The organism is Arenibacter sp. S6351L, from assembly GCF_023016025.1.
Taxonomy (GTDB): Bacteria; Bacteroidota; Bacteroidia; order Flavobacteriales; family Flavobacteriaceae; genus Arenibacter; species Arenibacter algicola_B.
Window position 1 is genome coordinate 1 of the sequence record NZ_JALKBB010000035.1, and the last position, 17,998, is coordinate 17,998.

At 39.9% G+C, this 17,998-nt stretch carries 10 protein-coding genes; 9 read left to right on the forward strand and 1 reads right to left on the reverse strand.

Features of this window, described 5'->3' with window-relative positions; translation table 11 throughout:
• Nucleotides 1–515 precede the first annotated feature (515 nt).
• The 6 genes from MWU82_RS21190 to MWU82_RS21215 all read left to right on the forward strand — a co-directional run bounded on the left by MWU82_RS21190 (nt 516) and on the right by MWU82_RS21215 (nt 10,668).
• Nucleotides 516–1,175, forward strand: a complete 660-nt coding sequence (locus MWU82_RS21190; protein WP_215947422.1) for a DUF1080 domain-containing protein — start codon at nt 516–518, stop codon at nt 1,173–1,175.
• Nucleotides 1,175–2,797 carry a sulfatase gene (locus MWU82_RS21195; RefSeq protein ID WP_247097823.1) on the forward strand — a complete coding sequence of 541 codons (1,623 nt, stop codon included), beginning with the start codon at nt 1,175–1,177 and terminating at the stop codon, nt 2,795–2,797. The genes MWU82_RS21190 and MWU82_RS21195 overlap by 1 nt, the downstream gene beginning before the upstream one ends.
• Before the next feature lie 810 nt (nt 2,798–3,607).
• Nucleotides 3,608–6,760: a TonB-dependent receptor gene (locus MWU82_RS21200; protein ID WP_215947423.1), complete on the forward strand. Its 3,153-nt coding sequence runs from the start codon at nt 3,608–3,610 to the stop codon at nt 6,758–6,760.
• A gap of 17 nt (nt 6,761–6,777) precedes the next feature.
• The gene (locus tag MWU82_RS21205) at nt 6,778–8,283 is read left to right on the forward strand and encodes a RagB/SusD family nutrient uptake outer membrane protein (RefSeq protein WP_215947424.1); all 1,506 of its coding nucleotides are present in this window, start codon (nt 6,778–6,780) and stop codon (nt 8,281–8,283) included.
• 212 nt (nt 8,284–8,495) lie between these two features.
• Nucleotides 8,496–10,310, forward strand: coding sequence for an arylsulfatase (locus MWU82_RS21210; RefSeq protein WP_215947425.1), 1,815 nt, complete (start codon nt 8,496–8,498; stop codon nt 10,308–10,310).
• A 127-nt stretch (nt 10,311–10,437) separates the two neighbouring features.
• Nucleotides 10,438–10,668, forward strand: coding sequence for a hypothetical protein (locus MWU82_RS21215; RefSeq protein ID WP_247097824.1), 231 nt, complete (start codon nt 10,438–10,440; stop codon nt 10,666–10,668).
• Nucleotides 10,669–10,804: 136 nt separating this feature from the next.
• Here MWU82_RS21215 and MWU82_RS21220 read toward each other — a convergent pair whose 3' ends face one another.
• A complete protein-coding gene (locus MWU82_RS21220) occupies nt 10,805–11,359 on the reverse strand; it encodes a sigma-70 family RNA polymerase sigma factor (protein ID WP_247097825.1) in 555 nt (184 codons plus the stop codon).
• A 189-nt stretch (nt 11,360–11,548) separates the two neighbouring features.
• Here MWU82_RS21220 and MWU82_RS21225 point away from each other — a divergent pair, with 189 nt between their 5' ends.
• From MWU82_RS21225 to MWU82_RS21235, 3 genes are all read left to right on the forward strand, one after another.
• Nucleotides 11,549–12,679: a FecR family protein gene (locus tag MWU82_RS21225; protein ID WP_215947428.1), complete on the forward strand. Its 1,131-nt coding sequence runs from the start codon at nt 11,549–11,551 to the stop codon at nt 12,677–12,679.
• A 152-nt stretch (nt 12,680–12,831) separates the two neighbouring features.
• A complete protein-coding gene (locus tag MWU82_RS21230; protein ID WP_247097826.1) occupies nt 12,832–16,305 on the forward strand; it encodes a TonB-dependent receptor in 3,474 nt (1,157 codons plus the stop codon).
• 4 nt (nt 16,306–16,309) lie between these two features.
• Nucleotides 16,310–17,998 carry a RagB/SusD family nutrient uptake outer membrane protein gene (locus MWU82_RS21235; protein ID WP_247097827.1) on the forward strand — a complete coding sequence of 563 codons (1,689 nt, stop codon included), beginning with the start codon at nt 16,310–16,312 and terminating at the stop codon, nt 17,996–17,998.

Here is a 17,998-nt window from a genome sequence, read left to right on the forward strand (position 1 = left end):
CACCAAGTGGGAGAGTAGGCCGCCGCCTTTTTTTGAAGTCCCTTCATCGCAAGATGAGGGGACTTTTTTTTGTACTATATCCAACACAGGGCACGGCGCTGGCGTGATCGGTTCCAGCATCCGTTCCTGCTTCGCTACGCTTGCAGTAACGGGCTGTCATTGAATAGGCCGCCGCCTTTTTTTGAGAGTCCCTTCATCATCGGATGAGGGGACTTTTTTTTGTACTATATCCAACACAGGGCACGCCGCTGGCGTGATCCGTTCCCGTAGCCGTTCGTGCTGCGCTGCGTTTGTATCCCAAGGGGGTAATTAATTGATATATTAAGCAATCGGTACATTTTCAATTCAACAAATTATCTCATTTTCAAATTGACCAATCGCTACATTGATTCATTGATACATCAAATTATCATTTTCCTATCAAGCATTATTCAACATCCTCCCAAAATAGTTTCAACATTATCTTTTGAGTAACCCATTTTTTAATATCTTGTCTCTTCTAAATAATCTACACAATGAAAAATAGTTTTGCTTATCTAATGAGCCTAGTATTCTGTCTAGGAATTTTAAATACAATTACAGGGCAAACAGGGGGAGACAAAAAGAAAGATGGTTGGATTTCCTTGTTCAATGGTAAAAATTTGGATGGTTGGAAAGTCGGGGAAAATGCCCATACCTTTTCAATTGAGGATGGGGCTATTAAAGTAGAAGGGCCAAAGGCACATTTATTTTATGTTGGCGATGTGGAAAACCATGATTTTAATAACTTTGAATTCAAGGCCTCTGTTATGACCAGGCCTGGTTCCAATTCTGGGATTTATATACATACCCGTTATCAAGAGGCCAGTTGGCCAGTATATGGTTATGAGGTACAGGTGAACAATTCCCAAGGGGATTGGAAACGTACCGGTAGCCTATATGATATAGTGAATGTAATTGAAACCTATGTAGGCGATGATGAATGGTATACGGAATATATTAAAGTAGAAGGTAAAAGAATAATTATTAAAATAAATGATATTGTGGTTGTGGATTATACCGAACCTGAAAATCCTAAACGTGATCCAGGGGAACGCCAGCATAGGGTGCTAAAGGGAGGAACCTTCGCACTGCAAGGTCATGATCCTAAAAGTATTGTTTATTACAAGGATATTATGGTGAAACCTTTGCCTTAATGCAGAACAAGATTATAATAGGAATGCGCTTCTCCAAAATTTTATCCGTTATAATAGGTGGCCTAATACTGTGCTTACTAATAGTAGGCTGCCAACAACAATCTGAAAACTTAAAACAAAGACCTAATGTAGTTTTTATACTGGTCGATGATTTGGGCTTGGTAGACCTTGGTATAACCGGCAGCACATATTACGAGACGCCAAATATTGATAAATTGGCAAAAGAAGGCATGGTGTTTACCCAAGGTTACGCCGCCAGCCGGGTTTGTAGTCCCTCTAGGGCTAGTATTATGACCGGCAAATTTACAGCTAGACACGGAATCACGGACTGGATAGGAGCTGCATCCGGTACCGCATGGCGATCCCATAATCGTCACGATAAACTATTACCTGCCGAATATGTACACAGCTTGCCGAAAAATGATGTGACCATCGCCGAAGCTATGAAGAAAGAAGGGTATAAGACCTTTTTTGCGGGAAAATGGCATTTGGGCTCGGAAGGATCTTATCCTGAGGATCACGGATTTGAAATCAACAAAGGAGGATGGGACAAGGGAAGTCCAATGGGGGGGTACTTTTCACCTTGGGACAATCCAGTATTGCCCAATAAAATTGATGGTGAGAATCTTACCATGCGCTTGGGCATTGAAACCGCAGATTTTATTAAACAGCACAAGGACTCTACTTTTTTTGCTTTTCTTTCGTTTTATGCAGTGCATGGACCAATACAGACCACCCAGGAAAAATGGAACAAATATAGGAACAAAGCGGAATCATTGGGCATAGCCGAAAATGGGTATAAGATGGAGCGGGTCCTACCTATTAGACAGGTGCAGGACAACCCAATTTATGCTGGGCTTGTTGAGAGTATGGACGATGCGGTGGGAGTGGTGCTTCAGGCATTAAAAGATTCCGGACTTGAGGATAATACAATTGTGATCTTTACTTCTGATAACGGTGGAGTGGCCTCAGGGGATTCTTTTTCCACCAGTAACCTGCCTTTAAGGGGCGGCAAGGGATATCAATGGGAAGGTGGTATTCGGGAACCCTATTTTATAAAGGTACCGTGGCTGAAAAATGGAGGCTCGCAAAGCGATTTTCCTGTTATTGGTACTGATTTCTATCCAACTATTTTGGATTTTGCCAATATTGATGCCTTATCCGAACAACATATAGATGGTATTAGTCTAAAACCTATTTTGGAGGGTAAAAAAATGGATGTTGTAAGACCATTATTCTGGCATTATCCCCATTATGGCAATCAAGGTGGAAATCCATCATCAATTATACGCGAAGAAAACTGGAAACTTATCCATTATTGGGAAGATGGGAGCGACGAACTTTATGACCTGGCTACTGATGCGGGGGAACAGTCCAATGTAATAACCCAATATCCCGATATCGCTAAAAAGTTAAGTAAAAAGCTTCATGGTTGGCTCAAGGAGGTAGGGGCCAATATGCCATCAAAGGATCTTGAATACAATGCCGAACTTGCTCAAAAGCGGCATAATCGAATTGTAAATGAAAGTTGGCCGGCTTTGGAAGCGGAACGATTAAAATTCTTATCAAAAGATTTTAAACCCAACGAAGACTGGTGGGGCAGCAAGGTGACGCAGGACTAGGAATAAGTTTTGGACATTTCGAACAGTACTTGGCATTGGTAATCCTTACCCGGATTTCAGTTATTTCATCATATCTCCTAATTTAAATAGATATTTGTTCTAGACGTGTAGTAGCTCGTGCAGTGGTGCCTGGATTTTTCCATTTGCATTGGATAGATTTATAGCTTCTGGAGTATCCTAGTATTTTGCCGTGTTTAGACTTTGAAGTAGCGGTTTTTCGTTTTTTTTGTTTTTTCCGGTAAAAGTGAGCTCAAGTTTTATAGCGGCCTAAGGGCATTCCTGTCTTCTCTTAAATTTATAGATCTATACCGGTTTCTTCCTTCAAATTTTCAGGATAAAAATTGGCCCGACTACCTTTTTATGGTTTTGCAATACTATAGATTTTTAAAATTGGAAAGCTTTTGCCTAGATAAAAGCTTCAAAACATAAATGAAAATATAGTTCACCTAGACCAGTAGGTTATTATCGCCCTAACATATTGTACTCATAAAATGCTTTTAGTTTTATATCATGGGTTTTATAACTGTTTCAAGGGATACATTAGTGCGAGGGTGCTTATAACTCGTTTAAAATCAAAAATTTAAACTTTATTGTTCTATAACGCATGTTATGAGCAAATGATTGGGCGATATGAGCAAGATGTACGGTGCAGCGGTAGCCTATATTTGATTGCACTCGGACGATGACCGGGTTGGAATAAATAAAAACTAATGGAGTAATTGTAGTTTTCATTGATTTTTAAAAGGCAACTAATGGTCACGGAAAAGTTAAAAACCAACAAGATTTCTTGAATAACTTAAAAACTTTAAAATGAAAAGAAAAAATGAACCAGTGCGTGGTTTTAAACCTACGCAAAAGGTACTATGGACCACCTTTTTATGTTCCATGGTCATGTTTCTTGCTAATGCCAAAACGGATTTAAATGGGATTTTAGTGCCTATGGATTCCATGTTGATTGGCGTGGAGCTGCAATTGCAGATAAATGGATCAATTACAGATGCCGATGGTGTTCCCTTGCCAGGGGCCAACATTGTGGAAAAAGGGACATCCAATGGAGTTACTGCAGATTTCGATGGTAATTTTGCCATTGAAGTAGCAAATGAAAATGCAACCCTTGTGGTGTCTTATATTGGGTATGCCACCAAAGAAATTTCTCTAAATGGGCAAACGACCATCGCGGTAAGTTTGGAAGAAAGTGCAGCAGGTTTGGATGAAGTAGTACTGATTGGGTATGGAACCCAAAAGAAAAGTGATTTGACAGGAGCTGTTGGTTCTGTCTCCTCTGAAGAGCTTCAGGAGCGACCCGCCGCAAACCTTACGCAGTCCCTATCCGGAAAAATGCCGGGAGTTAGTGTTTCGATCAATTCCGGTAGGCCAGGGGGTAAATCCAATATAAGAATTCGAGGAAATTCCTCTGTTAGTCTTGCCAATGATCCATTGTACGTTGTGGATGGGGTCATATTGGTTTCCACGGGCCTTGCGGACAACAGCACCCCGATCGATTATATCAATCCAAACGATATTGCTTCGGTAGAAGTATTAAAAGATGCCTCGGCTACCGCTATTTATGGGTCCCGGGGGGCTAACGGTGTTGTTTTGGTTACTACCAAAAGAGGAAGCAATACAGGAGGTAGAATCAGTTATGACAGTTACTACAGTCTGGGCACTCTTGCCAAAAAAGTTGGGGTACTTAATTCCGAGGAATTTTTAATGATCGAGGAGGTAGCCTATCAGAACGCAGAAAAATATGATGCAGTTGGTTTTGCAAACGGTAAATATACCGATCCTGCCTTGAAAAGAAACGATCCAAGATTGTTCGATGTCAATGGAGACCCAATTTATGATACAGACTGGCAAGATGAAGTTACCAGACCGGCATTTACCCAGAATCATCAGTTATCTTTTACAGGAGGAAATGAGAAGGGTAGTTATGGGGCGTTTTTAGGATACATGAACGAAGAGGGTATAATGAAGGACTCGTGGTTAAAGCGATATTCAGGGCGCTTTGTTTTTGATTCCAACATTAAAGATTGGTTAAAGGTAGGTGGTAGTTTAAGCTATAATAATCAGAACGAAAGGGTTATACATGCTTCATGGGTAGGAAGGAATATGATAGAAAATATTCCTATCATTCCAGTTAAATACCCTGATGGTACCTGGGCCAGTAATGCAGATTACCCGGGTATGGAAGGAGGTCCCAATCCGGTAAGGGTTGCTGAAGAATACAAGAGATACCTAAAAACCAATACCGTGCTGGGAAATATATTTGCCAATATTACTTTGGCGAAAGGACTGGATCTTAGAACGTCTTTGGGGATTAATAGTATCGACCAAAAAGTCAATGAATATGCTGGAAGGGAACTAAGTTTTATAGGGACCAATACGAACGGATATGCCACTCGGTCATTAAACGAGTATTTGTCATGGCAGTTTGAGAATTATTTGACGTATCAGAAGGAGATAGCCGAAATTCATTCACTAACTGGTTTATTGGGTATTTCATGGCAACATGTCAACAGTTCCAATTTTAGTGCCGGTTCTCAAAATTTTTCAGACGATTTTTTTAGCTATGATAATTTGGGAGCAGGGTCTGTTGTACGTACACCAAGTTCAAGTGCATATGCCTATGGTCTTAATTCTTATTTTGGAAGAATCAACTACGGCTTGTTAAATAAATATTTACTTACGGTTACTGGGCGTGTAGATGGATCTTCAAAGTTTGGAGCTACCAATAAATATGCGTTTTTCCCTTCAGCAGCATTGGCATGGAAAGTGTCTGAAGAAAATTTCCTAAGGGAATCCTCGGTAATTTCCAATCTTAAATTGCGTACAAGTTATGGTGTTACCGGTAACTCGGAAATTCCGGCATATGGGGCACTTTCAGGTCTTGGAAACTATGCCTATGTAGTTAATAATGCCATAGTAAATGGTATTGGGATAGACAGGTTGGCCAATCCTAACCTACAGTGGGAAAAAACGGATCAGGTAGATGCCGGTATAGAGTTGGGTCTTTTTAATGGCAGAGTTTCTATGGAAGCAGATGTCTATAGAAAGTTGACCACAGATATGCTTTTAAATTCTCCAGTGCCAACGAGTAGTGGTTATGCTTCAGTATTTCGCAATATAGGTAGTATGGAAAATAAGGGAGTTGAATTTTCCTTGAATACCAAGAATATTATGAATACTGATTTTTCATGGGAAACCGATTTCAATATCGCCATGAACAAGAATAAAGTTGTAGCCCTTTCCGGAGGAAGTGATATATTCTCCAGTCGTACTATAATCAGGGAAGGAGAACCTGTAGGTTCGTTCTTTGGGTTGGTTCACTTGGGAACTTGGGGAACGGATGAAGAGGCCGAAGCCGCAAAATATTTCAGGTTGCCTGGGGATGTAAAAATAGAGGATAGAAATAATGATGGGGTTATCAATCAGGCGGACCGAACAATTATAGGGAAAGGTATACCTGACGGATACGGTAGTTTTATCAACACCTTCCGCTATAAGAATTTTGAATTATTGATCGATCTGCAATTCCAATACGGTAATGACATAATGTACATTACCACGCGCCCACAGGAAAATCGTCAGGGGATTGCAAATAGCTTATCCACTGTCTTAAACGGTTGGACCCCGGATAATCAGGATACCCCAATTGCCCAGTGGAGACCAGTGTCCGCAGGTTATGATAACTTGGATACTTCCCATATGATCCAGGATGGGTCATTTATTAGGGGGAGAAACCTTCTGTTGGGCTACAATTTTCCTTCCGAAATGACTGAAAAAATAAAACTCAACAGGCTTAAGATATATACTTCTGCGCAAAACTTCTTTGTTAGCACAAAATATCAAGGTTATGACCCTGAGGTGCAAACCAGCGATAATACTTTTGGACAAGGAGAGGTTAATTTTGATCAATATCCCAAGCCCAGGGTATTTATGATCGGGTTGAATGCAACATTCTAATTAAAAAAAAGATAAAAATGAAAAATTCTATAAAAACACGATTTGGGTTATTGTTAATGGCCTTTTTGCTATTCCTTGCCACAGGATGTTCCGATTTTCTTGAGGAATCTGATCCTACCAACATTACGGCTGAAAGCTATTTTAAGACCGCCGAGCATGCCGAGACTGCCGTATATTCCATTTATTCCAGTCTAAGGTCTGTGAGGGGCGGCAGTTATGGAGGTAGTCCCTGGCTAATGCTGGAATTTGCAACGGGACTTGCCGATAGTGATTTGGGTCAGGCCGACAATAGTAATATTATTAGAAATTTGACCAATACCTCGGATAATGCATATGGTAAATCATATTGGGACAGTAGTTATAAAGGAATAGCCAATGCCAATTTGGCCATAGCAAACATTCCGGAAATTGCTATGGACGAAGCCAAGAAAAATAGACTTTTGGGCGAAGCCAGGTTTTTGAGGGCCTATTATTACTATAACCTTGTCAGAATTTTTGGTTCGGTGCCTTTGATTACAGATCCCATAGATTTAGGTTCGGAAAATCTTTATGCCGTTCCGGGATCTGTTGAGAATATCTATGCTGCAATTGAAGAAGATCTTACATTGGCAGAGGCTTCAGGATTACCATTTAACGATACCACTGGAAAAGTTACTTTGGGCGCCGTAAAATCCCTATTGTCAAGTGTCTATCTTACTATGGCCGGCTATCCCCTGCAAAAAGGGAATGAATATTATAAGAAGGCGGCGGACAAAGCTAAAGAAGTAATCGATTCGGATCAATACAGTTTATTTCCGTCATATGCCGATCTACATGACCCGGCCAGTAATAATATAGGTGAGAATATTTTTATGGTGCAATATGAAGCTTTTGTGGATCCTTCGGATTGGCAGCCATTAATCATCCCTTACAATATGAACATCTCTGCCTATTCAGCCCAAACAGGAGCTATTTATGCAAATCAGGATTTCATTCAATCCTATGAAGCTGGAGATAAAAGGGTGGAGGAAAAGGAATTTTACTATACTACCTATACTTCAAAATTCGATAGGAGTGAAACTGTTGTCTTGGGAGGGTACTTTTTATATAAACATTTTGATATTGTGGCCAATCTTGAAACGGCTAGTAGTGACCTTAATTGGGATTTAATCCGCTATGCAGAGGTACTTTTGATCTATGCTGAAGCCCAGAACGAAATTTCCGGTCCTACAATAGATACTGAAGAGGCCTTGAATAAAATTAGAAGGAGAGCAGAACTTGACGAATATACTGGACTTAGCAAAGAGCAATTCAGGGAAGCAGTCTGGAAAGAGAAATGGCACGAATTAAGCTATGAAAATGTAACTTGGTTTGATATGGTCCGTCTTAGAAAGGCTTTGAACGTGGCCACAGGAAGCTTTGAGGACTTTGTTGGGCATAAATTTGCTTATGGTCCCACGCTTACTGCAAGGGAATTATTGTTCCCTATTCCTACTGATGAATTGCGCAATAATGAAAACCTTGTGCAAAACCCGGGATATTAATTTAAAGACAATTTAATATTTTTATGGCTGAAGAACTCAAATATGTCGACTTTAGAACTTTTAATATAGTAGGTCGCTATAAACGTGTTTTTCGAAAATTCATAAAAGTATCCTGGTCAACAAATAATAAATAGTATTATGATTGGATAATATTTATATAAATAATAAAGGAAATGATAACTAAATTGTTCAAAAATAAATTAGGTTTGATTATGATAATAGACAACTTACGTCCATTAGGTACTTTGGTAGGATATTTTAAGGTTTTTGTTTTAGCGGCATTTGTGCTGCCAATAATCTCAAATGCTCAAAGCACGGTAAAGAAAAAACCCAATGTTATCATCGTAATTACCGATGATCAAGGTATGGGAGATTTGGGTTGCTATGGAAACCCATACATTAAGACACCTAACCTAGATGCATTTTATAAGGAGTCGGTGCGCTTTACCAATTTTCATGTCTCCACCACCTGCGCTCCTACTCGTGGAGCCATAATGACGGGCAGACATACCAATAGGATCAACGTATTCCATACCATAACCGGTCGTTCACTGCTGTTTGAGGATGAAGTAATTTTACCTCAAGTGTTGGCCCAAAATGGCTATACCAATGGAATGTTCGGCAAATGGCATTTAGGGGATAATTATCCGTACCGTCCTGAAGATAGGGGGTTTCATGAGGTCGTTAGGCATGGTGGGGGAGGAATCACCCAAGGACCAGACTATTGGGGCAACGATTATTTTGACGATACTTATTGGCACAATGGGGAAACTCAAAAATACAAGGGTTACTGTACCGATGTCTTCTTTTCAGAAGCTATGGACTTTATAGAAGAAAATAAAAACGACCCATTTTTCTGTTACATTGCCACCAATGCTCCCCATGGCCCATTAAACCTTCCAAAGAAGTATTTGGATATGTATAAGGGAGTAGATGGCCTTAAGGAGCAATTTCAACGCTTTTATGGGATGATAACCAATATCGACGACAATTTTAAGTTGCTGCAAAAGAAGTTGGACGAGTTGAAGATAGCGGACAATACCATCTTGATCTTTATGACAGATAATGGAACTGCTGGTGGGCATCAGGTTTTCGATGCTGGTTTAAGAGGAGGTAAAGGGAGTGAATATGAAGGTGGTCATAGGGTGCCCCTCTTCATTCGCTGGCCGGACGGACAACTTACCGGAGGTAAGGACATAGACAAACTGGCTGCAGCCTATGATTTGTTGCCTACTTTTGTGGACGTTTTGGGACTGGATTTCAATCCGGTGAAGCCTTTGGATGGAACAAGTCTAAAGCCATTGCTTTATGGCAATGATGAGAATTGGTCCAGCAGAACATTATATATCGATACCCAAAGACTTCAAAACTTGGTAAAATACAGAAAATACTCTGTTATGGATGACAATTGGAGGTTTGTTAACGGAACGGAACTTTATAACATGAACACTGATCGTAGTCAGACCAAAAATGTAATAGATCAACATCCCGAGGTGGTGGAAAAGCTGTCCGAGGGTTATGAAAGATGGTGGCAGTCGTTTATGGATGAAGGTGTTAACGAAAGATATGCCTACATAAAAGTAGGGTCACCCCAAGAAAATCCCAGTCGTATTTCTTCACATGATATGCTAACGGGTAAATTTGGGCATATGTGGCATCAATATGGAGCTGTTAGTGCTACCCAAGCTACCGGAAGGTGGAAAATAGACTTTATTGAGGATGGTGAATATAAAATCAGTCTTTGTCGCTTTCCAAGGGAAAGTGGGCTGGCCATAAATCAAACCTTTCCAGCACAGGAAAAAATTGTGGAGCTGGACAGGACTATGCCGGCAAGCATAAAAGACGATTTTGAAAAGGCATATCTATATGTTGCCGACCTGGAACAAACTGTCAAAATTGAAAAAGGACAAAAGGAAGTGTCCTTTACTGCCAAAATTTCTGCTGGAAAATATGACATGGAAGCACAACTCATAGATAAGGATGACAGGGTGCATCCTGCTTACTATGTCTATATTGAGAAATTATAATCAAAAAATATCTAAGCTATTCTATAGAAAGAAGAAACGTCTAACATTATTTTTGATGGTCAATTGAACTGGCTGGGGGATATAGTTTATAACACCCCTCCATCTAAAAACCCCTAATTTGGAGGTCATGTCCTCCAAATTAGGGGTTTTTGAACGTTTTTCTTCGGAGACTGTGGTTTGTTCCTCAAGTCTTGTAAGCGTAGGAAGGCATCTCCTTCGTTACGGAATCTTTCATGCCCATTGCGACCATAAAAAGTCCGAGGTAATTTGGGAGGGTAAATGGTCAAAGAGCAAGGCCGTCCTGCTGGCTATTTCGGCAAAAGGTATTTGGGAACCTTATTTTATAAAGAGGACCTAACTAAAAATACTTGGAGACCCTCATAGCGATTTTTGGGCAATTAATATAGGTAGGGAACTAGAAAGCTAGAGGTTAAATGGAAACTTTGGACAAAGTGGAAATTACCAACCACGGCGCACTTTAATTAATAATTCCCTTAAGTTATACAGTATGAAATTATTGCTGTCCAAAGAAAAAAATGTAATAGATTTTCCGATGCCTCCGACCTTAGAAATGCATAGGCTCTTTTCATTTGTGTTTTAACGGTGTTGATGGAAATCCCCTGCATTTCAGCTATTTCGGCGTAACTACGTCCATTAATAATGGCAGAAATAAATATTTGTTTTCGGCTTTCGGGCAGCTCGTTCAGTAGGGCCTGTATCTTCCTACCGTTTGCATTGGGAGGATCCATAGGTTCCGGGTCGTTGTATTTCGGTGTATTTAGACTTTGAAGAAGCGACTTTTCTTTTTTTGCTTTTTCAAGGGAAAGTAAGCTCATATTTTTAACGGCCTTAATGGCATATGCCTTAAAGGAGATGGTTAGGGAAACCGCATCCCTTCGTTGCCAGTACGAGATGTAAAAATCTTGCACAATATCTTTGGCCGTATCCTTATCCTTGACAATTCCAAAAGCAATTAGGCACAACATAGGGAAATGCTCTTTAAAAAGATTCTCCATTTCTTGGTTGTAATTTTTCTTGTTTTTGGTCATGGTTTTATAGGATTTTATATCCTAATTAATGTTTGGGTTATTGTGTTATTGGATAAATAATGGAGTCAATTATACTAATTTAATTTCATTTGGCATAAATATTTATCAAATTCTGAAAAAAATATAATTTTCTTGTCACCCTAATAACCTGAAATAACAACTTATTAAAAAGAACCACAAATAAGCCTTATGCAAAAGTTGAAATCTGTTTTGATAAGTATTGAACAATCCGGTCAAATAGAGGTTGATGTACTGGAGCATCTTACCCAGGATGAAAAGGAGATTGTCAATACACTTTTTCATGAGAATTTGGTGTCGGAGGCCTTGGTTTTTCTGGAAGAAATGGACGCTGATTTGGAATGGCAGGAGTTTTTGGAGAAGGCTAAAGTTTCTAAAAAACAAAGGGTTTCCCTTTGGAGACCATTGCTAAAGTATGCGGCAATTTTTGCTGGAGTTATTGCGACAGGGTATTTGGTGTTTAGGCAAAATGATATGGCTAACCAAAATCCCATTTCAGAAACTTCCATAAAACTCAAAATGGGGAACGACAATGTGAAGGTAATCCAGGAGGAGAGCAGTCAGCAGATAGTTTCCACTTCGGGTAAAGTGTTGGGAGTGCAAAAGGGCAATAGGATAAGCTATAGAGTTGATTCGGAAATTGGTGAGCTCGTGTATAATGAATTGGAGATTCCGTTTGGGAAAATATTTGAAGTAGAGCTTTCTGATGGCACTTTGGTACATTTGAATTCCGGTACAAAAATAAAATATCCTGTAAAATTTCTGAAAATTGGGAAAAGGGAAATATTTATAAAGGGTGAAGCATATTTCAAGGTAGCCAAGGATAAGGAACATCCATTCGTTGTGCATTCCGATGAAGTAGCCGTGGAAGTATTGGGGACCGAATTTAATTTTTCTTCCTATGATGAGGATGATGAAATCAAGACTGTATTAGTAGAGGGGGCCGTTAGCATGACAAATGCATTAAGGCCAGAAGATAATTTGGTGCTAGTTCCGGGGACAAAGGGGGCTTGGAACAGAATATCCCATGTAACAAATGAAGAGAAAGTAGATGTTGGCCTGTATACAGGATGGATTAAGGGAGAACTGGTTTTTAGAAATGTGAGCTTTAAGGATATGTCAAAAAAGCTGGAACGCAGTTATAATGTGGTTATTGAAAATAACAATGATCTACTAAGCACGAAAATTTTGAACGCTCGGTTTAATGTAGACATTGAGAGTATAGAGGACGTAATGAAATCTATAGGGGAGGTACATGCTTTTAATTATACCATTAAAGACAAAAGAATAATTATAGACTAATATGAACCAAATAAAACAATAGATTATGTCATAACTTTTTGAATGCAGTACAGAAAGTTCAAAAAAAAATCGGAAAATGCTTGAGACCATTTCCCGATTTAAGAACTAATAATTAAACGACCTTTTCAAAATCATTTAATCAAACCAAAATTATGAAAAATAAATTTATGGGGGTCTTGCTTTATAGGCTTTTCCCCAAATTAGACTTGAAGATGAAACTGACTACATTTTTGCTTATAGTTTCGTTATTTGAGATTCAGGCAAATACCTATGCCCAGGGTACCAAATTAACCTTAGAATTCGATAATGTTCCCATGGAACAGGTTTTTAGTGAAATAGAGGCAATTTCGGAGTTTCGGTTTTTGTATGAGAGTGCTCAGATAGATCTTGATCGAAGAGTAACGTTACGTATCAAAAAAAGAAAAATATCGGAGGTGTTGGCCCTGCTTTTTGCTAATACCAATACCAGTTATAAAACTGTGGATCGACAGGTAATACTTACCAAAAAAACAAATACTGCTATATCGGCCAAGATTGGGGTTGTTATACCAAAAAAGAAAGTGGTCCCGGTACAGTTCCAAGTATCTGGTGTAATCACAGATGGGGATGGCGTTCCTTTACCTGGGGCCAATATCGTAGAAAAAGGAACCTCTAACGGTGTTACGGCCGATTTTGATGGCAATTTTTCTATTGAAGTAGCCAATGAAAACGTGACCCTTGTTGTTTCGTACATTGGATATGCAACCAAGGAGATCCCTATTAACGGACAATCAAATCTTTCTGTTGCACTCGAGGAAGATGCAGCAGGTTTGGACGAGGTTGTAGTAGTGGGATTTGGAAAACAAAGCTCCCGAAAAGTGGTAAGTGCTGTTGCGCAGGTTTCAGGTGAACAATTACAAGTAGATGAAAGACCTGTTACCAGTATTCAATCGGCCCTTGTTGGTTCTATACCAGGGCTTAGAGGGTTCAATTCAAATGGTAGGCCTGGTAGTGCTCCTGGATTTGCAATTCGAGGAAATAGCTCATTGAACAATACAAATATCTTGGTTATAATTGATGGTTTCGAAGGGTCGTTAAGTGATGTAAACCCTCAATCTATTGAAAGTGTTAGTATACTGAAAGATGCGGCAGCAGTTGCGGTATATGGGGCAAGAGGTGCCAATGGTGTAATGTTGGTTACAACCAAAGAAACCCGTAGAGGTGAATCATTGTCTATCTCTTATAGCTTAAATACTTCGATCCAATCACCGAGAGAGCTGCCTAAAACACTTAATTCCTTAGAACTCATGGAATTCGAAAATTTTGCAGTTACAGGTGATCCGGCAGGAGGCAATCCTTATAGTGCAGAAGCACTGGAGTTGGCGAGAAATGGTTTTTACCCAGAAACTGTTTGGCCAGAGGAGTTGTACAATAATAGTGCAGGACAACAATCTCATAATTTGGCGATAAGCGGGGGGAGTGAAAAAACGGGTTATTTGGTTAACGCTAGCTATCTAGATCAAAAAGGGCTTGTTATTGGGTCGGACAATTTCAAGAGATTGAATTTGCGTTTGAAATTGGATACGGATATAGGAGAATGGTTGACTGTTGGAACTAATACTTTGATTACTAATAGAATAACGAACCAAACACCTGCCAACGGAGGTGATGGGCTACTCGGATCCCCTTTTTATCCTGTAAGAAGTGTTGATGGTCTATGGGTAGACAAAGGAAGTCCGGGAACAGCTAATCCTATTGCCGAAGCTGCATCCGGATCGTTCGTGAAAGCTGATAGGGATGCGCTAAATGTACAACTATACGCACAATTAAAACCATTTAAAGGTTTGATCTTTGAACAGCGTGTATCACTGCTAAAAACAAATGAGAATATCAGGGATTGGAACAATGTTTACGATTTTGTAACACTAGATTTTTCAGACCCTGATTCTTATACAAACCCGGAATCAACAAACAGATCTTATTCCATTGGGTCTGCGGATGCACGAAGGCTACGAGTATCTAGCTTCAACGAATATTCGTTCAAAGCCCTTTCCACATTAAACTATGAGTGGACCAATAATGTACATTCCGTGAAAGCTTTATTGGGCTTTCAGTCGGAACAGGGAGAGAATGAGTATGTGATAGCTGGTAGAACAGGGTTTTTATTGGATAATGTAATTGATTTATCATTAGGGCAGGTTCCTGATGTGGGTATTGGAGGAGGTATAGGTAATAGTTCGAGTCGAGGGGGAAATGCCACAACCTTGTCCTATTTCGGTCGATTTAATTACGATTACAAGGGCCGCTATCTTGCTGAAATTTCTTTCAGGAGAGATGGTAGTTCCAATTTTCTTGATAATAATAAATGGGCCTTTTTTCCGGCCGTGGCATTGGGTTGGAACCTAGCTGAAGAATCATTTATGAAGGGAATAAACTTTATCGACCAATTCAAGTTAAGAGGTTCCTATGGTAAATCAGGAGATGATTCAGGCGTGGGAAGAAGAGTAGTGCAATTGGTGAATTTGGACGTGACGGGATATCCAATAGGCGGGGCAATTCAACCAAGTTTAAATTTGGGTTCACCTGCAAGTAGGGATTTAAAATGGGAAACGGCAACAACCCTCAATGTTGGACTGGATTTTTCGCTGTGGTCTGGAAAACTTCAAGTCAATTCGGAATATTTCGTTACAGACCGGGAAGATATATTGGATGAAGTAATTACTCCCATAGAATTTGGTCTTGGCAACGTGCCGGCAAATCTATATGCGGTGAAAAGTTGGGGATGGGAATTGTCAGCGACCCACAAAAATAATATTGGGGCCGTATCGTATTGGCTGTCCGGTAACATTACTGGGTATGATAATGAAATAACTGATCTTGCGGGAAGGGAACAAGTAAATTTTGCTGTAGGACAAAGTATAAACGATTGGTTTGGTTATAAAACGGATGGTTTTTTTGATAGTCAACAGGAGCTGGATTCATATGTCCAAGATGATGGTGTTACGCCAGTGGACCAAAGTAATGTTGGTGGAACCTATTTAGGCGGTTACAAGTTCGTTGATCAACTTACTGTGGATACCAATGCCGATGGAATACCCGATGCTAAAGATGGTGTTATCAACGGTGACGATAGGATTATTTTAAAGCAAAATAGTGATACGAACCTGAATGTCGGCTTCAACTTGGGAGTTTCATTTAAAGGTTTGTCGTTGTCCGCAAGATTTTATGGTGCATTGGATAGAAAGCAATGGTGGAGTGGTGCCTCTGCTCATGAGCCTTTTTTGAACGGGACAAATGCATTTGATTATCAATTGAATTATTGGAGGCCGGATAATCCTGATGCTTATTTTCCGGTACCTCAGGGTAATGGAATACAAGGTTATTCATCCGATATTTCACATCTGATTTTCGATAATGAATTTATCAAGTTTCAAAACATTACCCTGGGCTATGAGTTTGATCGAGAAGTACTTCAAAGAATAGGCTTTCTATCCGGTTTAAACTTTGCTCTTTCATTTGAAAATTTGGGAACGGTTTGGACGAACAGTCCAGTGCGTGAAAACGGATGGGACCCGGAACTAGGGATCGGAAATGTGGATTACCCCTTACCTTTTACTACTTCTTTAGGTATTAACCTTAAATTTTAAACTTATGAAAAATATAAAGATAATAATAAGTATAATGTTGCTGACGATTTTAAGTTCGTGCAGTGACTTTTTAGATGTAACCGATCTTGACGAATTAACCTCCGATTCCGTTTTCCAATCGGAAACAGATATGGTATTTGCTTTAAATGCTATATACAATTATTTGCCTGAAGGTGGAGTTAACGCAGGAGATGAATTTGTGCCCTACTTCTGGACAGATGAGGCGATTCATAGAAATATAAACTCCCAAGGTCGGTTTGATTCCGATTTTAATTGGATAACCGTATCCCAGCCTGGTAATGACTATGTGTTGGACGATTTTTACAGGTACGATAGAATTGCGGATATAAACTTTTTTTTGGAGGCTGTTCCTCAAGCAGAATATTCAACAGAGGAATTGCGCAATAGACATGCCGCAGAGGCCCGTTTTATTAGAGCATTGATTTATGAGAGAATGGTATTGGCTTATGGTGATGTAGCTCTGATTACTGAAATAATTGATCCAGAAGAACTTCCTTCAAGAACTCCAAGGTTAGAAGTTTTCAACTGGGTGATTAGCGAATTGGATGAAATAGTTGATCAACTTCCAATTAGCTACCCTAATACTGATGCAGGAAGGATTACTAAAGGAGCTGTCTTGGCTCTAAAGGCCAGAGCCTATTTGAACGCGCTTGGCTGGCATTCAGATAAAGCGGCTTTGTATAAAGGAGCAGAAGACGCATGCGCGGAAATAATTAATAGTGGAATTTATGATTTGGAAAACGGAATTTCTGGATTTGCCAAATTATTTCTAGCCTCAGGCGATGGATCTTCAGAAGTGATTTTGGCAAATATATTTGTTCCTGAGCTACGGACCCAGGATATGGCAAGAACAGTTGCTCAAAAAGGTTCTTGGAGAGGTCCTGCTGCTACTTATGGAAATAATCAAAGTAGGCCAGGTTACACGTCCGATTTTATAGAGGAAGTGCAGACAATTAATGGACTTTTTCCTAAGGATGACCCGACATATGACCCTTCGGATCCTTGGTCCAATAGAGATCCAAGATTGGCAGTATCGGCGGTTCTTCCCGGCGATGAACTACCTGATAAAGGTAATCCGGAAAATATTTATGTCTATGAGCCCCATCCAGATATCCCACCAAATACTGATGATATTACTAGGCCTTCCAATCCCACCGGTTATAGTTTTAGAAAATATATCGATTATAATTTGGTAGCTTTGGATAAGGGCGATGCCGACTACAAAATTATTCGTTATTCCGAAGTATTGTTAATGTATGCAGAAGCACTTGCTGGAAGAGGCGCTAATGCAGTTGCCTTGACCTATTTGGATAAGGTGCGCGACCGGGTTGGAATGCCAAAATATGCAGATATAGGCCTACCTACAGTAACAAGGGGTACCACCGGCAACCAAATGATCGATGCCATTCTTTTGGAAAGAAGGTATGAATTTGCAGGGGAAGGGCCACAGCGCTGGTTCGATATCTGGAGATATAAACTGGGTAATCAAGTTATAGGACAGGTATATGGTATACCCGAAAGTACCACGCTTTATGGAGACTTAGTAGGGCCTAAATTTCGTCCTGACGGAGATTCATATAATCGGAAGTGGGATGATAAGTATTACCTATTACCAATACGTCAGGATATCATTGATGCCAACCCAAACATTGAGCAAAACCCGGGGTGGTAA

What these genes read in the sequence shown, in the direction of transcription:
- MWU82_RS21190 (WP_215947422.1), top strand. Translation starts at nt 516, where the DNA reads ATGAAAAATAGTTTTGCTTATCTAATGAGCCTAGTATTCTGTCTAGGA.
- MWU82_RS21215 (WP_247097824.1), top strand. Translation starts at nt 10,438, where the DNA reads ATGTCCTCCAAATTAGGGGTTTTTGAACGTTTTTCTTCGGAGACTGTG.
- MWU82_RS21205 (WP_215947424.1), top strand. Translation starts at nt 6,778, where the DNA reads ATGAAAAATTCTATAAAAACACGATTTGGGTTATTGTTAATGGCCTTT.
- MWU82_RS21195 (WP_247097823.1), top strand. Translation starts at nt 1,175, where the DNA reads ATGCAGAACAAGATTATAATAGGAATGCGCTTCTCCAAAATTTTATCC.
- MWU82_RS21200 (WP_215947423.1), top strand. Translation starts at nt 3,608, where the DNA reads ATGAAAAGAAAAAATGAACCAGTGCGTGGTTTTAAACCTACGCAAAAG.
- MWU82_RS21230 (WP_247097826.1), top strand. Translation starts at nt 12,832, where the DNA reads ATGAAAAATAAATTTATGGGGGTCTTGCTTTATAGGCTTTTCCCCAAA.
- MWU82_RS21220 (WP_247097825.1), bottom strand. Translation starts at nt 11,359, where the DNA reads ATGACCAAAAACAAGAAAAATTACAACCAAGAAATGGAGAATCTTTTT.
- MWU82_RS21210 (WP_215947425.1), top strand. Translation starts at nt 8,496, where the DNA reads ATGATAATAGACAACTTACGTCCATTAGGTACTTTGGTAGGATATTTT.
- MWU82_RS21225 (WP_215947428.1), top strand. Translation starts at nt 11,549, where the DNA reads ATGCAAAAGTTGAAATCTGTTTTGATAAGTATTGAACAATCCGGTCAA.
- MWU82_RS21235 (WP_247097827.1), top strand. Translation starts at nt 16,310, where the DNA reads ATGAAAAATATAAAGATAATAATAAGTATAATGTTGCTGACGATTTTA.